We start from the raw sequence: 16,033 nt of genomic DNA on the forward strand, positions 1-16,033 counted from the left end.
TGCCTTAGGCTTTCCTCTGCCGCTGGGGAGGCGCTATCGAAACGGCATGGCAGCAGCTGTCAGCATGATGGGAATATTTCATGCAAAGGTCACCTCCTTCGACAAGGGCAGCGTCCGGATGCGCTTGCCGGTCAGTGCGAAGACGGCGTTGGCGAGTGCCGGTGCCGCCGGCGGTGTGCCGACTTCGCCGACGCCGCCCATCTTGTGAAAATTCTCCAGGATAGCAACTTCGAACGCCGGGCACTGGAAGATGCGCATGGCATCGTAATCGTGAAAATTCGACTGCTCGACCATGCCGTCGGCGAACGTAATCTCCTGACCCATCGCCGCCGACAAGCCATAGACGGCGGCGGAGATGAGCTGCGCCTCGATGATATCAGGATCGAGTGCGGTGCCGACATCGGCCGCGATCCATACCTTCTCAATGCGGATTCCGGACGGCGTGTCGGCGACCTGGACGATCTCGCCGACCCAACTGCCGAAAGACAGCGTGAACGCGATGCCCTTGGCCTTGCCGGCGGGCAGCGTCTCGCCCCATTTCGCCATTTCGGCGACCTTCTCGACCACCTTCACCGCTGCCGGATAGGCAGCCATAAGCTTCTTGCGCAGATCGACCGGGTCGGTTTTCCCGGCGACAGTGATCTCGTCCAGAAATCCTTCATGGAAGAAACCGTTGATCGAACTGCCGACCGATCGCCAGGAGCCGACGGGGATCGAGACGGGTGCAGCGACGCCGGTCACCCGGCAATTCGGGATCGTATAGGGCTGGTTATGGGCTCCGTCGACTATGGACTTGTCGGGCCCGAGCGGCGATATCGAAGGAAACAGCCGGCGCAAGGTGCTGGCTATCAGCGATGGCGAGGCGATTGTCATGTCGACGGCAATCGGCATGCCGTCGTTGCCAAGCCGCGCCTGGAATTTGCCGACAGAAGCCGGCCGGTAGGCATCGTGGCGCATGTCCTCCTCGCGCGTCCAGATCACCTTGATCGGCCGGCCTGCCGTTTCTTTCGCCATCAGTGCGGCACAGAGCGCATAATCCACCTCGACACGTCGGCCGAAGCCGCCGCCCATGAAGGTGGTGTGGACGTTGACATTGTCCTGCTCGATGCCGACAGCATTGGCGCAAAGCTGCCGCACCAAGGTCGGCGCTTGGTTGCCGCACCAGATGTCGAGGACGCCATCCTTCAACCGCGCCGTGGCATTCATCGGCTCCATCGTCGCATGTGCCAGATAAGGCACCGCGTAGTCGGCCTCGACGATCTTTTCGCGCGGCGCGTCGGCGAAGGCGGTATTCACGTCGCCATCGTCGCGCATCACCGACCCTTTTGTGCCGAGTGCCCGCTTCAGCGCCTCTGAAATGCCGGCGCTATCCAGCGGATATTCGGGATCGGCCCATTCGGTGTCGATCGCCTCCGCCGCCTTGAACGCCGCCCAGGTGTTTTCGGCGATGATGCCGAAGCCGTGGCCGTAATTCGTGTCGATCGGCACGATTTTAATCACGCCAGGCATTTTCTCAGCCTTGGAGAAATCGGCCTTGACCGGCTTGGCCCAGAAACGCGGGCTCATCTTGACCGTGCCGTACAGCAGGTCCGGCAGCGTCACGTCGATGCCGAAGATCGGCGCCCCGGTAACCTTGGCCAGCATGTCGATGCGTTTTTGCGGTTTGCCGAGCAGTTTCCAGTCGGCTTTGTCCTTGAGCCTGGTATCCGCAGGCGGCGCCATTATCGCAGCGGTCGCGGCGACCGCGCCATAGGTCAGCGACTTGCCCGACGCCTTGTGCAGGATCGAGCCGTTGGCCGTTTCCAGATCGGCGGCAGCTATACCGAGCTTTTGCGCGGCCGCTGCAATCAGCATCTGCCGCGCGGCGGCGCCGGCTTGCCGCATCTTGTCGAAACCGTCGCGCGTCGAGGCCGAGCCGCCGGTGCCCTGGAGGGCGAGAAATTTTCCGGCCACGCCCATGCCGGCGCGCACTATTTCCGCCGTCATGCTTTCGTCGAAGAAGGCGAACGGACCGCCCTCTTCCAGGATCGCCGCATTGTAATAGGCGTAGGAGGCCGGGCCGTGCTCGAGCTTGACCTGTCCGAGGTCGACATCGAGCTCTTCGGCAACCATGGCGGCAAGCGTCGTCGAGATGCCTTGGCCCATCTCGGCACGCGGCGCGATGATGGTGATCGTGTTGTCGGCGCCGATCTTCACATAGGGGTTGAAGGTCGCTTCGTCAGCGGCGAGATCGCCCTCCAGCGGATTCGGATAGGGTTTGCGGTAGTAATAGTAGCCCACGGCGACACCGCCCGCGATGGCAGCCGCGCCGATGAGAAACGTGCGGCGGGCGATCTTTCCGACACTGGCCATGTTCAGATCCCCGCCGACTTGAGGACGGCCGCTCGTTTGATCGCGGCGCGGATCTTCGGGTAGGTGCCGCAGCGGCAGAGATTGCCGCCCATTGCATTGTCGATGTCGGCATCGGTCGGCTCGGCAACCTCGTCGAGCAGCGCCACCGCGCTCATGATCTGGCCGGCCTGGCAGTAGCCGCATTGGGCGACCTGCACTTCCAGCCATGCCTGCTGTACCGGATGCAGTCTGCCTTCGGTGCCGATGCCTTCGATCGTGGTGACTGTGCCGGTGACCTCACCGACCGGCAATGAACAGGAGCGCACCGGCTGGCCATCGACATGCACCGTGCAGGCGCCGCAGGCGGCAATGCCGCAGCTGAACTTCGGCTCGGTCTTGCCCATGAGATCGCGCAGCGCCCACAGCAGCGGCATTTCGGGATCGGCATTGATGTCGAATGCCTGCCCGTCGACGGTGAGGCGCATGGGATACCCTTTGTTGTCGTCCGCAGCCCAAGGCGAAAGGCCGGTCGGCCATTTCATCCTCATACATCTTGACAAATTACGTCATTTTGTCAACAGAGCTTTTGCAGGATAAAGTCGCGCCATGATCGAGATCGAGAACATCGCCACCAACCCCAAGCGCGCCCGCATTCTGGACAGCGCGATGAAGGTGTTTCTGGCCTATGGGTTCGCTCGCACTACCATGGACGACATTGCGCGTGCCGCCGACATGTCGCGGCCGGCGCTTTATCTCCAGTTCAAGAATAAGACCGACATTTATCGCGCCATCGCGCTGATGCTGCTTTCCCGCTCGCTCGAGCAGGCGAAAACGGCGCTCGCCGGCGAAGAACCATTTGCCGAGCGCACGATGCGGGCCATCGACGAAGCACTGATCTCGATGATGCGGGCCGTCAATGCCTCGCCGCATGGCGCCGAACTCCTTGACATGAAGTCGAGCCTCGCCGATCTGATCGGCTGCTGGCGCGGCCGGTTTGCCGAGCATATCGCCGCAGCGATCCAGAGCGAAGCCGAACGCAATGGCGTCGACCTCACCGCCAAGGGCTTGTCGGTAAAACTGCTCGCCGACATGCTGCTCGACGGGCTGGATGGCATGAAGATGCGTATCAGCGATCCGGACGAGCAGCGGCAGGCGGCGGCCGCGCTGATCAAGGTGATCGATCTGGCCTTGCAAAAAAGCTGACAATCCAAAACGCCTCAGGCTTGGCGACGCGCTGCCTCGGGCTTCTTGCGGGCCGCGAGGAACTCCTTGACCCGCCGGCCCGGTGCCGGACCACGCATCGGCTTGAAGCCGCCGTCGAGCTCGCCTGAGAGATCAAGCGTCGGCCGTTTGCCGACGGCGTCGTAATTCTCCTCCAGCCAATCGCTGGCGGCAGTGCGGCCAAGGTCGCGCAGATAGGTCAGGAACGCCCATTCGGCATTGACCTTGGACGATGCCGACAGATCCTTGAACGCCTCGTCGGCATCGATGCGGTGCATGCGGATGTCGCGGTATTCGCCATGCGGCAACCGGCCGGCGGCGATCAGCTCCTTGACGAAGGCGATCGAACGGAATTCGCGCAGCAGCCCGGCATTGAAAGTGATCTCGTCGATGCGATTCTGGATTTCGTTGGCGCTCTTCGGCGTTCCCTCGCGGACCACCGGATTGATCTGCACCAGAAGCACGTCCTCAGTGGCAGCCGTCTTGAAGAACGGGAATAGCGCCGGATTGCCGCCATAGCCGCCATCCCAGTAGGGCACCCCCTTGATCTCGACAGCGCGGAACAGCTGCGGCAGGCAGGCCGACGCCATCACCGTGTCGAGATCGATCTCGCCATCCGAAAAGACGCGCAACTGCCCGGTCTCGACATTGGTCGCGGAGATGAACAGCTCAATCGACTTGCAGGCGCGCACATTGCCGAAATCGATCTCCTGTTCGATCACGTCGCGCAGCGGGTTGAGACCCAGCGGGTTGGCGACATAGGGCGAAAACACCCGCGACATGGTGTCGAAAAAGAGATAGCCCGGCGTATTCTCGATCGACCAATTACCCCAGGCCACGTCCCACGGCATGCGCTGTACCGGGCTGAACCGGCCCTTCAGCGCCACCGCGCGCCAGAAATCGTCGAGCTTCTGCCGCGCCCCTTCGACGCCGCCTCGGACGAAGCCGTCGGCCAGCGCCACCGCGTTCATCGCGCCGGCGCTGGTGCCCGAAACCGCCGCGATGTCGAGCCGTCCGTCCTCCAGCAGCTGGTCGAGCACCCCCCAGGAGAAGGCGCCGTGCGAGCCGCCGCCCTGCAGCGCGACGTTGATCTTCTTGGGCTCCTCCACCTTGCCGTTTGTCGTCATGGCGTTGCCCTTGATTTGTGGGCCAGATTTGTTTCGCGTAGCAAATTCACTAGGCGGTCCAGCCGCCGTCGACCGAAATATGCGTGCCGTTGATCTGCGCCGCTGCATCCGAACACAGGAACACCGCGGCAGCGGCAACTTGCTCGACCGTGACGAATTCCTTGGTCGGCTGCTTTTCGAGCATGACCTCGCGGACCACAGTGTCGCGGTCCATCTTGTTCGCCTTCATCTGGTCGGGGATCTGCGCCTCGACCAGCGGCGTCAGCACATAGCCGGGGCAGATGGCGTTGCATGTGATCTTGTCGCGCGCCAGTTCCAAGGCGACGGTCTTGGTCAGCCCCATGATGCCGTGCTTGGCCGAGACATAGGCCGACTTGAACGGCGAGGCGACCAGCCCGTGGGCCGAGGCGATGTTGACGATCCTGCCGCCGCCGGCTTGCTTCATCAGCGGGATCGCGGCGGCGATGGTGTGGAAGGCCGACGACAAATTGATGGCAATGATCGCGTCCCACTTCTCGATCGGAAATTCTTCCACGGGCGCGACATGCTGGATGCCGGCATTGTTGACCAGGATGTCGACCGAGCCGAATGTCTCGGCTGCTTTCACGATCAAAGCTCGGCATTCGGCCGGCTTCGACATGTCTGCCTTGATGTACGCGGTCTTCACCTTGTGATGTTTGGCGATCGCATCGGTGATGGCCTGGTCGTCGGCCGTGTCGGAAAAGGAATTGACGACGATGTTGCACCCTTCCGCTGCGAGCGCATGGGCGATGGCCAGCCCGATGCCCGAGGTGGAACCGGTGACGATGGCGGTTTTTCTGCTGGGCAAGGCGAAATCCTTCAGTGCGGTGCTAACGGAGACATATTGCAGTGCAGCATATATGTCTCGTGTGGCGCAAGAACAGCGGCGTGATGCACGCAATGACATGAAATTTTTGTCATGAAGAGGCCGTTCTCACTCGAAGTTGTGCGCCTGAACAGGCTGTGTGAAACAGTGTGTCAGCGATCCCCGCAAGCCACTTCGGGGTGCTCGTGAGGTTGCGTTTTGGAATTGGTCACCCGGCTCATGAAAAGGTGGAGAGCTCTCCGCGCGGCGAGGGATGGCGGCTCGGACGGATGCCACTCCGGGAAATGACCATCGATTGCCATGCGTGCCAATCCGTAGACAAATGCGCGCGCGGCAAGCACCAGATGATCGAAGTCAGTGTCCGGAGCGAGCCGACCTTGTTGTTGCGCTTGGGTCAGCAGGTCGATCATCTTCCGGCGAATGGCTTCATTCTGATCACGAAGACTATCCGACGCGTCGAAATCAATCAGCGTTCGAGAACTGATGATCTGGAAATGCGTGGGATTGCTGATCGCCCATTCCAGATAGCCCTGTCCGATTGCTTCGAAGGCCACAATGGGATCTGCGCTGTCGACTTTGGACTGTGCACTGGCAACGGCCTCAGTCAGCCGGTTCATGGCCTGTTCGGCGACTGCGGTCAGCAATGCTGATTTCGACCGAAAATGGCGGAATGGCGCGCCTGGCGAAACGCCGGCACGCTTTGCGGCCTCGCGCACAGACACATGCTCTGCTCCGCGTTCCTCGATGATCTCCACGGTTGCCGCGATCAAGGCCTCGACCAGATTGCCGTGATGATAGCGCTTGGGGTTGGCGGCTTCGCTGGAATGCGTGGTGTTGGTCATGCCTCCCAGTAGCACGAGGCCGAAATGTAATCACCGATTATTTTCTTGCGCCCCAGCGATTCATATGTAATCAGTGATTACAACATCAACGGAGATTACCATGCTTCGCATCATCGCAACGACTGCCCTCGCTTTCTCCCTATTGTCGCTCGGGTCTGCCCAGGCCGAAGATCCGCCAACTTTGGAAATCGTCTGGCCGGTGGCCGGTTCAGTCATCGAACTCGGCAATGATCCCGAAAGGGCGATAGGCGTCGTGGTCAGGAGCAACTTCACGCTGCTTCCAGCGGGTGAATGCGACGGCGTCAGCCAATGCGGCCACGTGCATATGAAGATCGATCCCGCCGGAGATACGTGCAATATCGCCGGCAAGCCGTACAACAGCATGAACAGCGACTTTGGCGGCGATCTTATCAAGGCTCGTTTCGGCCATTGTCCGGATGCCGCCGGCAAGCACGTGATCGGCGTCCTACTTGCCGATGATCATCACAAGCCCATTCTTGTGGACGGCAAACCCGTTACCGCGCTGGTGACGGTGACGACGAAATAGCGTGGCAGAGATGTTCTGACACGGTCTGCTGATGGGAGATTTCGGCTGGGTTTAGTCCAGCCGGCGATCACGACATCGTGTCGAGCTTGCGCTGCATGGCGGCGATCTGTTCCTTCAACTCCTGAAGGTCGTCGGGTTTATCCGACGTTTCTTTCCTGGCCGGCTCCGCCGGCGCTGCGGAAGAGCCATTCGAGCCTGCAGGTGGGAAGGGCGTGAACAGGCGCATGGCATTCTGGAACATCTCCATGTTGCGGCGCGTCTGCTCTTCCAGCGCCTTGATCGGCGTGGCGATCTTCATCATGTCCAGCGGCGACTTGCCCAACGCACCCTTCAACTGCTCGCGGAAGCGTTCCTGTTCCTTTGAGAAGGCGATCATCGACTGCTCGAGGAAGCTCGGCACGATCATCTGCATCTGGTCGCCGTAAAAGGCGATCAACTGGCGCAGGAACGGAATTGGCAGCATGTTTTGCCCATCCTTGTTCTCCAGTTCAAAGATGATCTGGGTCAGCACCGGATGCGTGATGTCGTCGCCGGTCTTGGCGTCCTGGACGGTGAACTCCTCGCCCTTCTTGACCATTTCGGCAAGGTCCTCGAGCGTCACATAAGTGCTGGTGCCGGTGTTGTAGAGGCGGCGATTGGCATATTTCTTGATGATAATCGGTTCGTCTTTCGCGGCCATCAGCATCCTCCCAGGACACCGGCGCACTTGTGTAAGCTGCCGGTAACGATTGCGCTTTTTCAAGGATATGCCCAAAAGCGTCGCAATTCCAAGTGGTTTGTGCAGTGCGGGATCAATTAATGCTGCATGGCGGGCAGAAAATGCTGCGCAGCAATGGGCGGGCTGTTTCCACCACGAGGCGCAACCTGCTTGCGGCGCATGGCCAGCGTGCCCATTTCCGGTTTGACTTGGACCATTGAAAGGGCAAGAAAAGCCCTGACGATACGATACCTCGAAGTCTGGAGAAGAACATGTCCGCTGCCATCGTTGTCGCCAGTGCGGCGCGCACGCCCGTCGGTTCCTTCAACGGCGCCTTTGCCGCCACCCCGGCGCATGAGCTTGGTGCCGTCGTCATCAAGGAACTGCTGTCTCGTGCCGGTGTCGAGCCGGCGGAGGTCGACGAGGTCATCCTCGGCCAGGTGCTGACCGCGGCTCAGGGCCAGAACCCCGCCCGCCAGGCATCTATCAATGCCGGCCTGCCAAAGGAAACCACCGCTTGGGGCCTCAATCAGGTTTGCGGCTCAGGTCTGCGCGCTATTGCTCTCGGCATGCAGCAGATCGCCACCGGCGATGCCAAGGTGATCGTCGCCGGCGGGCAGGAATCGATGTCGCTGGCCCCGCACGCTCAACACCTGCGTGCCGGCGTCAAGATGGGCGACTACAAGATGATCGACACCATGATCAAGGACGGGCTGTGGGATGCCTTCAATGGCTACCACATGGGCAACACGGCCGAAAACGTCGCACGCCAGTTCCAGATTACCCGCGAGGACCAGGACCGGCTCGCATTGGCCTCCCAGAACAAGGCAGAGGCCGCGCAGAAGGCCGGCAAATTCAAGGACGAGATTGTGGCTTTCACCGTCAAGGGCAAGAAGGGCGACACCATTGTCGACCAAGACGAATACATCCGCCACGGGGCCACGATCGACGCCATGACGAAGCTAAGACCGGCCTTCGATAAGGAGGGCACCGTGACCGCCGCCAATGCCTCCGGCATCAATGACGGCGCCGCCGCCGTGCTGCTGATGACCGAAGCGGAAGCCGCAAGGCGCGGCATCACGCCGCTGGCGCGCATCGTGTCCTGGGCGACCGCTGGCGTCGATCCGCAGATCATGGGCACCGGGCCTATTCCCGCCTCGCGCAAGGCGCTGGCCAAGGCCGGCTGGTCGGTCGGCGATCTCGACCTGGTCGAGGCCAACGAAGCCTTCGCCGCGCAGGCCTGCGCCGTCAACAAGGACATGGGCTGGGATCCGTCCATCGTCAATGTCAATGGCGGCGCCATCGCCATCGGCCACCCGATCGGCGCCTCCGGTGCCCGAATCTTCAACACGCTGGTCTACGAGATGCGCCGCAGAAGTGCTAGGAAAGGCCTTGCCACGCTGTGCATCGGCGGCGGCATGGGCGTTGCCATGTGCGTGGAAGCGCTGTGAAGTCATATGCGAAGCGTCGTGAAGACAAGGTGAGCGAGCCGTGAAATAGTCGGTGGCGAACGGGGCTCAATCGCCGTTAGAGCGTTCCCGGTTTCGTCGCCCGCCGTTCATGAAAGAAAAAAGGGAGGACATCATGACAAAGATAGCACTCGTCACCGGTGGGTCGCGCGGTATTGGCGCCGCGATTTCGATCGGCCTGAAAAGCGCCGGCTACAAGGTTGCCGCGAACTACGCCGGCAATGACGAAGCGGCGCAGAAATTCAAGGCAGAGACCGACATCCCGGTCTACAAATGGTCCGTCGCCGACTATGATGCTTGCGCTGCCGGCATCAAGCAGGTCGAGGCCGATCTCGGTCCGGTTTCCGTGCTGGTCAACAATGCCGGCATCACCCGCGACGCCATGTTCCACAAGATGACGCGCGAGCAGTGGAAAGAGGTCGTCGACACCAATCTTTCCGGTGTCTTCAACATGACGCACCCGCTGTGGGGCGGCATGCGCGACCGCAAGTTCGGCCGCGTCATCACCATCTCCTCGATCAATGGCCAGAAGGGCCAGACCGGCCAGGTCAATTATTCGGCCTCGAAGGCCGGCGATATCGGTTTCACCAAAGCGCTCGCCCAGGAAGGGGCGCGGGCCGGCATCACCGTCAATGTCATCTGTCCCGGCTATATCGCCACCGAGATGGTCAGGGCGATGGACGAAAAGGTGCTCAACGAGCGCGTTATCCCGCAGATCCCGGTCGGCCGCCTCGGCGAGCCGGAAGAGATCGCACGCTGCGTCGTCTTCCTCGCTTCCGACGATGCCGGCTTCATCACCGGCTCGACCCTAACCGCCAATGGCGGCCAGTATATCACCTGAGGCGTCGGCCCTCGCTGGTAGCTGATGTACCGGGCCGACGCCCAATCGCCAAGAGCGAGGCTGGGAGCCGCACAATCGCCGCTGTCAGGCGACAAGCTTCAGCCCTGGTTCGGCTGCAGGCTTGGTCTGGGGGATCGGCTCGCGCGAAGGTGCCGGCAGGCGGGCAAGCGGCCCCCGGCTGAGGCCTGTCAGTTTCAAGGCGATGCGACGTCTCAGGAATGAATTGAGGTTCAGCACCGAAAGCACGAGATTGCGGACGAACCGCTTCACCGGACTGCGGGTAAGCGCCATGTCGGTCATCGTGCCCGCTAGTTCAAGCACCTCTTCGGCCGCCGGGCGCCGCAGCGTTTCGTAAAGGTCGAGCTCCGCTTCCGGGCGCACGCCGTTCACCACGTCGCCAAGCAACTGGCCAAGCACGACCGCGTCGATGATGCCGGTGTTCATGCCCTGCCCTCCCGCCGGGCTGTGCACGTGCGCGGCATCACCCATGAGAAACAACCGGTCCTTGCGGTACGAGCGGACCAAGCGGTGATGGACGCGAAAACGCGAGCTCCACGACAGATCGAGCACCCGGGCTCTTTTTTTGGTCGGTCCACGGCTGTCGAGCAGCGCCTGGATGTCAGGGATCTCGGGCTTTTCCGGTGCGTCATCCATTGTTGCGACGACCCGGTACGATCCGTCCGGGAGCGGCGCCACCACCACCAGCCCGGCCGGTGCAAAGAACAGCGACACTTCGGTCGGCCCAACCGGCCAGTCGAGACGAACATCGGCGAGGACGAACGAAGCGTCATAGGCCGCGCCGTCGAACTCGATGCCGGTCGACCTGCGCACCAGGCTGTGCATGCCGTCGGCACCAACGACGTAGCGTGCCGATATCAGTTTCTCGCGGCCGTTCTCGATCACCGTCACGCGTGCGCCGTCAGCGTCCTGAACGACCGCCTTGGCCTCGACCGTGCGGTGAATCACGCCGCCCAGGGCTGCGATCCGTTCGGCGAACACCTGCTCGGTCAGGTTCTGAGGCAGCATCATCAGATAGGGATGCCTTGACGGAAGCTTGCTGAAATCGAGCTTGAGCAGCGCCCGATTGCGGTCGCGGATGGCGAAATTCTGCAGCTTCAGGGCAAGTTCGCTCAGCCGCTGCGTGACGCCGAGCGGCTGCAGCGTTTCCAGCGTCTGCGCGTGGATGACGCCAGCCCGCGACGTCTGAAGCCCCTGCGCCAGCCTGTCGATCAAAACATGATCGACGCCGGCCTGGTGCAGCACGATGGACAGCGCCATGCCGGTCGGCCCGGCGCCGATGATCAGGACTTCCGTAGTTTTCGGCAACATTTCTGTCTCCATTTGTCAACGATCGTTGACTTTCTAGCCGAACCCATTGCATTTGTCAACGGCCGTTGGCATATGAATTTCATGACCGAGAAGCAGCCGAAGAAACCCAGCAAGTCGGACCGCACGCGCGCCCAAATTCTCGAGGCCGCGAGGCTCCTGTTCGCCGAGCACGGCTATGACGGCGCCTCCATCCGCGACGTCGCGGCGCATGCCTCGATCGATCCGGCCATGGTGATCCGCTATTTCCGCAGCAAGGACGAACTGTTTGCCAGGGCGGCGGTCGTCGACCTGCAATTGCCGGCGCTACGGGTGATCGATCGAAACGCCATCGGTCAAACGCTGGTCAGGCGTTTTCTCGAAATCTGGGAAGGCCCGGCCAGCGGTCCCGGCATGGCAATTCTGCTGCGTTCGTCGACGTCGAACGAATTCGCCGCGGAAAAATTGCGCGACGTGTTTGGCAACCAGGTGAGGCCGGTGGTTGCGGCGGTCTCTGACCCCGCCGATGCGGGTCGACGGGCCGGGCTCGTTTCGAGCCAGCTGCTGGGTCTGGCGATGTGCCGGTACCTGCTGCGGCTTCCGCCAGTCGTCGCCCTGTCCCACGACGAAATTATCCAGAAAGTCGGCCCTACTTTGCAGCGCTATGCCGTGGGAGAGGACGGGTCTTGAACCAATCCGTTCTGCATTGCTGGCACGCTGGTCCTCGTGCAGCGACTGCGCCGACGATGGACGCGACGGCGACCTTGTGCCGAAGCGGCACGCAAAACTTAATGGCGGCCGCACAGCCTGTGCAAAACCCTGTTCCCCGCCTGTGGATACCCGGTGGAAAACCTGTTCACGACACTACATATTGGGGTGAACAAACCGGGAAACTCCCGCCAGCGCTGATTCGTCGCCGTTTCGTTCCGGCTTTGAGCGGAAGGTTAACGACAAAAGGCTGAAAACATCCCCAAATGGTTAAGGCGCGTTAGGAAAGATTAATAATTTCAAAATGTTGGATGACGCCGCCGACCTGCTGTCGATCGTTCATCGGCAAAGGTTAACGGCGAGTCAGCCCTGCATGAAACGGGCCATTTCGGCGATTCAGCATGTGGTGAGACTCGCCGGCGAAAAATCCAGATGTAGCCGTGAACAAACCCTGAATCCGCGCGAGTCAGCGATTCGTAGCCGATTCGTTCCAGACTCGTTCCAACTGTTAAATCGGACCGCCCTACTGTCTAATCGGAAGCTGAGGGGAGCCTTCGAGCTGCCGTCGGAACATTCCGCTTTCGCTTCGCGCCCGAAATCCCTATGTGTCGCTTGTCACACGCGCCAGCACGGGGCGCGCTCCCGACAACGCGAGGCAGAGAGCCTTATTTCCAGGTCGATGAACATCCAGCCGAAACACACTGAACCGCTGATCCTGTCGGGCCGCGACGTGACCGCCGTGCTCGGGCCGACCAACACCGGTAAGACCCATCTCGCCATCGAGCGCATGGTGGCGCATGAAAGCGGCATTATCGGCCTGCCGCTCAGGCTCCTCGCCCGCGAGGTTTATACACGCGTCTGCGAGAAGGTCGGCGCTCACAAGGTGGCGCTCATCACCGGCGAGGAGAAGATCCAGCCCGACGGCGCCAGATATTCGGTCTGTACGGTGGAAGCCATGCCGCGCGAGACCGACGCCGCGTTCGTTGCCATCGACGAGGTTCAGCTGGCCGGCGATCTAGAGCGCGGCCACATCTTCACCGACCGCATCCTGCATCTGCGCGGCCGCCAGGAGACACTGCTGCTGGGTGCGGCCACCATGCACGGCATCCTCCAGCGTCTGCTGAAGGGCGTGTCGGTGGTGACGCGGCCACGGCTGTCGCATCTCGCCTATGCCGGCTCGAAGAAGCTCACCCGCTTGCCGCGACGTACGGCGATCGTCGCCTTTTCCGCCGACGAGGTTTATGCGATCGCCGAACTGATCCGCCGCCAGCAGGGCGGTGCGGCCGTCGTGCTCGGTGCGCTATCGCCCCGCACCCGCAACGCGCAGGTGGCGCTGTTCCAATCGGGTGATGTCGATTATCTGATCGCCACCGATGCGATCGGCATGGGCCTCAACCTCGATCTCGATCATGTCGCCTTCGCCCAGAACCGCAAATTCGACGGCTACCAGTACCGCAATCTGACGGCGGCCGAGCTCGGCCAGATCGCCGGCCGCGCCGGCCGGCACTTGCGCGACGGAACCTTCGGCGTCACCGGCCAGGTCGATCCACTGGATGAGGAACTGGTCAAGAAGATCGAAGCGCATGATTTCGACCCGGTGAAGGTGCTGCAATGGCGCACCGCGCGTTTCGATTTCGCCAACCTCGACGCGCTGAAGCGCTCGATCGAGACCAACGCCCCGGTTGAAGGCCTGACGCGCGCGCTGCCGGCGGTGGATGCGCAGGCGCTCGAGCACCTGTCCCGCGACGAGGACATTCGGGCGCTTGCCACCGACGCCAGGCGCGTGGCGCTGTTGTGGGAGGCCTGCGCCCTTCCCGACTACAGGAAGATCGCGCCAGCCCAGCATGCCGACCTGATCGCCTCGATCTACATGGACCTTGCCAGGCATGGCCATGTCGACGAGAACTACATGGCCGAGCAGGTGCGCCGTGCCGACACCACCGAGGGCGACATCGACACGCTGTCGCACCGGATCGCCCAGATCCGCACCTGGACTTTCGTTTCCAACCGGCCCGGCTGGCTGGCCGATCAGGCACACTGGCAGGAAAAGACGCGCGAAATCGAAGACAGATTGTCGGATGCGCTGCATGAGCGGTTGACGAAACGCTTCGTAGACCGCAGGACTTCCGTCCTCATGCGGCGCCTTAGAGAAAATACCATGCCTGAAGCCGAAATCAGCCCAACCGGAACCGTCCTCGTCGAAGGCCATCATGTCGGCGAGTTGCAGGGGTTCCGCTTCACCGCCGACCAAAGCGCCGGCGGCGAGGACGCCAAGGCGGTGCGTGCAGCAGCCCAGAAGGCGCTTGCAGCCGAATTCGAGGCGCGGGCCGAACGCTTCGGCGCCTCGGCCAACGGCGACATCGCGCTCGGCTCCGACGGCACGTTGCGCTGGATCGGCGCGCCGATCGGCACGCTGGTAGCAGGCGACGAGCCGCTGAAGCCGCGCCTTGTGCTGCTGGCCGACGAGCAGCTCACCGGACCCGCCCGCGATAAGGTCGCGGCCCGGGCCGAGCGCTTCGTCAATTTCCAGATCGAGTCCCTGCTGAAGCCGCTGGTCGACCTCAAGAACGCCGAGCAGATCACCGGCATCGGCCGCGGCATCGCCTTCCAGCTCGTCGAGCATTTCGGCCTCATCAACCGCCGTGACATCGCCGAGGAGATGAAGTCGCTCGACCAGGAAGGCCGCGCCGCCCTTCGCCGACTCGGCGTGCGCTTCGGCGCCTACCACGTCTTCGTGCCCGCGCTGATCAAGCCCGCCCCGGCTGGACTGGTGACGCTGTTGTGGGCGCTGAGGAGCGACGGCAAGGACAAGCCCGGCTTTGGCGACGTGGTTCACGCGCTGGCCTCCGGCCGCACCTCGGTGGTCATCGATCCCACGTTCGACAAGACCTTCTACAAGCTGGCCGGCTACCGCAATCTCGGCCGTCGCGCGGTGCGCGTCGACATCCTTGAACGGCTGGCCGACCTGATCCGGCCCGCAACCAATTGGAAGCCGGGCCTCGGCCAGCGCCCCGACGGCGCCTATGATGGTCAGTCCTTCATGGTGACGCCGCCGATGATGTCGATCCTCGGCGCCACGGCCGACGACATGGAAGAGATTTTGAAAGGCCTCGGCTACCGGGCAGAGCCGAAGCCGGCGGTCGAGGTGAGGGCGCGGCTCGAGGCACAGGACAGCGCCGCGCGCGAAGCCGCCGCGGCCAAGCAGGCGGCGGAGGCCAAGGCAGCCGAAGCCGCGATTGCGGACGCAGCCGCCGAGGCGCCGGCCGGGAGTTCTGAGCCGGATGCAGTGGCAAAAGCCGCGGCCGAAGCCCCTGCGGAACCCTCCACCGAAGGTGAAGCGGAACCTGTCGCGGAAGCTCAGTTGGAAACTCCGGCTGAGGTCACGGAAGAGGAGCTGCCTGCAGCCGAAGCCGCAGCCGAAGCGCCTCCGGTATCAGCGGCTCAGCCAGAGGCAGAACTCGAAACCGCCGAGGTTGAAGTCGCATCGGCGGAGCCGGCCTCCGAAGCCTCGCCTGCAACGGAAGCAGTGTCGGCCGAACCTGCCGCGGCGGCGGAAGCCGCCACCGGCGAAGCTGCTCCCCAGGCCGGGAAAGAGGCCGAGGAACCAAAACCCATCCTGTTGTGGCGGCAGGGCCGCTTCGACCAGCGCCCGCGCCACCGCCACCATGACAACCGGCCCCGTGATAGGGACAATCGCCCGCGCAACGGGCAAGCCGCGCGCGATGGCCGTGGCGACGCACCGGCAGATGCCACCGGCGGACAACCGGTCGGCGCTCCAGGCAGCCGGCCCGCCCATGAAGGACGCCGCGAAGGCGCCGGCAAACCGCGCTTCGACCGCAGCAAGTTCAATCCCAAGCCCCAGGGCGAGACGGGAGAGCGGCGCGACGGCAAGCCGCAGGGCGAGCGTTCCGATCGTCGCGAAAGCCGGCCCGACTGGAAGGGCGGCAGGCCGGAGGGCAAGGGTGGCGCCCCCGGTGGAAAGCCCGCGTTCCAGCCGAAGCCGCGCGAGGAGCGTCCCGTGCGCTTCGACCCGGATTCCCCCTTCGCCAAGCTCGCCGCGTTGCGCGACCAGTTGAAGAAGTAGGTTCGCTCGCTCCA

13 protein-coding genes are annotated in these 16,033 nt (G+C 62.7%); 6 read left to right on the plus strand and 7 right to left on the minus strand.

Translation table 11 applies throughout. The features are described from left to right. Nucleotides 1-78: 78 nt before the first annotated feature. Both ACWTU8_RS24780 and ACWTU8_RS24785 read right to left on the minus strand, forming a co-directional pair. Nucleotides 79-2,352: a molybdopterin cofactor-binding domain-containing protein gene (locus ACWTU8_RS24780; RefSeq protein WP_455850227.1), complete on the minus strand. Its 2,274-nt coding sequence runs from the start codon at nt 2,350-2,352 to the stop codon at nt 79-81. A 2-nt stretch (nt 2,353-2,354) separates the two neighbouring features. Beyond that, nucleotides 2,355-2,816 (minus strand): (2Fe-2S)-binding protein, encoded by a 462-nt coding sequence (locus tag ACWTU8_RS24785; RefSeq protein WP_455850228.1) that lies wholly within the window; start codon nt 2,814-2,816, stop codon nt 2,355-2,357. Between the two features lie 121 nt (nt 2,817-2,937). Here ACWTU8_RS24785 and ACWTU8_RS24790 point away from each other — a divergent pair, with 121 nt between their 5' ends. Further along, the gene (locus ACWTU8_RS24790) at nt 2,938-3,534 is read left to right on the plus strand and encodes a TetR/AcrR family transcriptional regulator (RefSeq protein ID WP_455850229.1); all 597 of its coding nucleotides are present in this window, start codon (nt 2,938-2,940) and stop codon (nt 3,532-3,534) included. 14 nt (nt 3,535-3,548) lie between these two features. Here ACWTU8_RS24790 and ACWTU8_RS24795 read toward each other — a convergent pair whose 3' ends face one another. The 3 genes from ACWTU8_RS24795 to ACWTU8_RS24805 form a co-directional block, all read right to left on the minus strand. Then, entirely contained in the window at nt 3,549-4,679 is a 1,131-nt protein-coding gene (locus ACWTU8_RS24795; RefSeq protein ID WP_455850230.1) for a patatin-like phospholipase family protein, read from the minus strand. Nucleotides 4,680-4,728: 49 nt separating this feature from the next. Continuing rightward, nucleotides 4,729-5,508, minus strand: a complete 780-nt coding sequence (locus ACWTU8_RS24800) for a 3-hydroxybutyrate dehydrogenase (RefSeq protein WP_455850231.1) — start codon at nt 5,506-5,508, stop codon at nt 4,729-4,731. A gap of 170 nt (nt 5,509-5,678) precedes the next feature. Next, nucleotides 5,679-6,368 (minus strand): TetR/AcrR family transcriptional regulator, encoded by a 690-nt coding sequence (locus ACWTU8_RS24805; RefSeq protein ID WP_455850232.1) that lies wholly within the window; start codon nt 6,366-6,368, stop codon nt 5,679-5,681. A gap of 100 nt (nt 6,369-6,468) precedes the next feature. On the opposite strand from ACWTU8_RS24805, the gene ACWTU8_RS24810 reads away from it, so the two are divergent. Further along, nucleotides 6,469-6,915 carry a hypothetical protein gene (locus ACWTU8_RS24810; RefSeq protein ID WP_455850233.1) on the plus strand — a complete coding sequence of 149 codons (447 nt, stop codon included), beginning with the start codon at nt 6,469-6,471 and terminating at the stop codon, nt 6,913-6,915. A gap of 67 nt (nt 6,916-6,982) precedes the next feature. Here the strand turns inward: ACWTU8_RS24810 and phaR are convergent, their stop codons facing one another. Then, nucleotides 6,983-7,594: a polyhydroxyalkanoate synthesis repressor PhaR gene (gene phaR, locus ACWTU8_RS24815; protein ID WP_455850234.1), complete on the minus strand. Its 612-nt coding sequence runs from the start codon at nt 7,592-7,594 to the stop codon at nt 6,983-6,985. Nucleotides 7,595-7,884: 290 nt separating this feature from the next. Between phaR and ACWTU8_RS24820 the strand changes: the two genes are divergently transcribed. Beyond that, nucleotides 7,885-9,063, plus strand: coding sequence for an acetyl-CoA C-acetyltransferase (locus ACWTU8_RS24820; RefSeq protein WP_455850235.1), 1,179 nt, complete (start codon nt 7,885-7,887; stop codon nt 9,061-9,063). A 133-nt stretch (nt 9,064-9,196) separates the two neighbouring features. After that, on the plus strand, nt 9,197-9,922 hold the full coding sequence (gene phbB, locus ACWTU8_RS24825) for an acetoacetyl-CoA reductase (RefSeq protein ID WP_455850236.1): 726 nt from the start codon (nt 9,197-9,199) through the stop codon (nt 9,920-9,922). An 84-nt stretch (nt 9,923-10,006) separates the two neighbouring features. On the opposite strand, the gene ACWTU8_RS24830 is transcribed toward phbB, so the two are convergent. Beyond that, nucleotides 10,007-11,200: an FAD-dependent oxidoreductase gene (locus tag ACWTU8_RS24830; RefSeq protein WP_455850237.1), complete on the minus strand. Its 1,194-nt coding sequence runs from the start codon at nt 11,198-11,200 to the stop codon at nt 10,007-10,009. Between ACWTU8_RS24830 and ACWTU8_RS24835 the strand changes: the two genes are divergently transcribed. Together ACWTU8_RS24835 and ACWTU8_RS24840 are read left to right on the plus strand one after the other, a co-directional pair. Beyond that, complete coding sequence (locus tag ACWTU8_RS24835) at nt 11,159-11,917, plus strand: TetR/AcrR family transcriptional regulator (protein WP_455850238.1); 759 nt, start codon at nt 11,159-11,161, stop codon at nt 11,915-11,917. The two genes, ACWTU8_RS24830 and ACWTU8_RS24835, sit on opposite strands and share 42 nt — an antisense overlap. A gap of 697 nt (nt 11,918-12,614) precedes the next feature. Further along, nucleotides 12,615-16,019: a helicase-related protein gene (locus tag ACWTU8_RS24840; protein ID WP_455850239.1), complete on the plus strand. Its 3,405-nt coding sequence runs from the start codon at nt 12,615-12,617 to the stop codon at nt 16,017-16,019. Nucleotides 16,020-16,033: the final 14 nt, after the last annotated feature.

This window comes from Mesorhizobium sp. BHbdii (assembly GCF_053848045.1).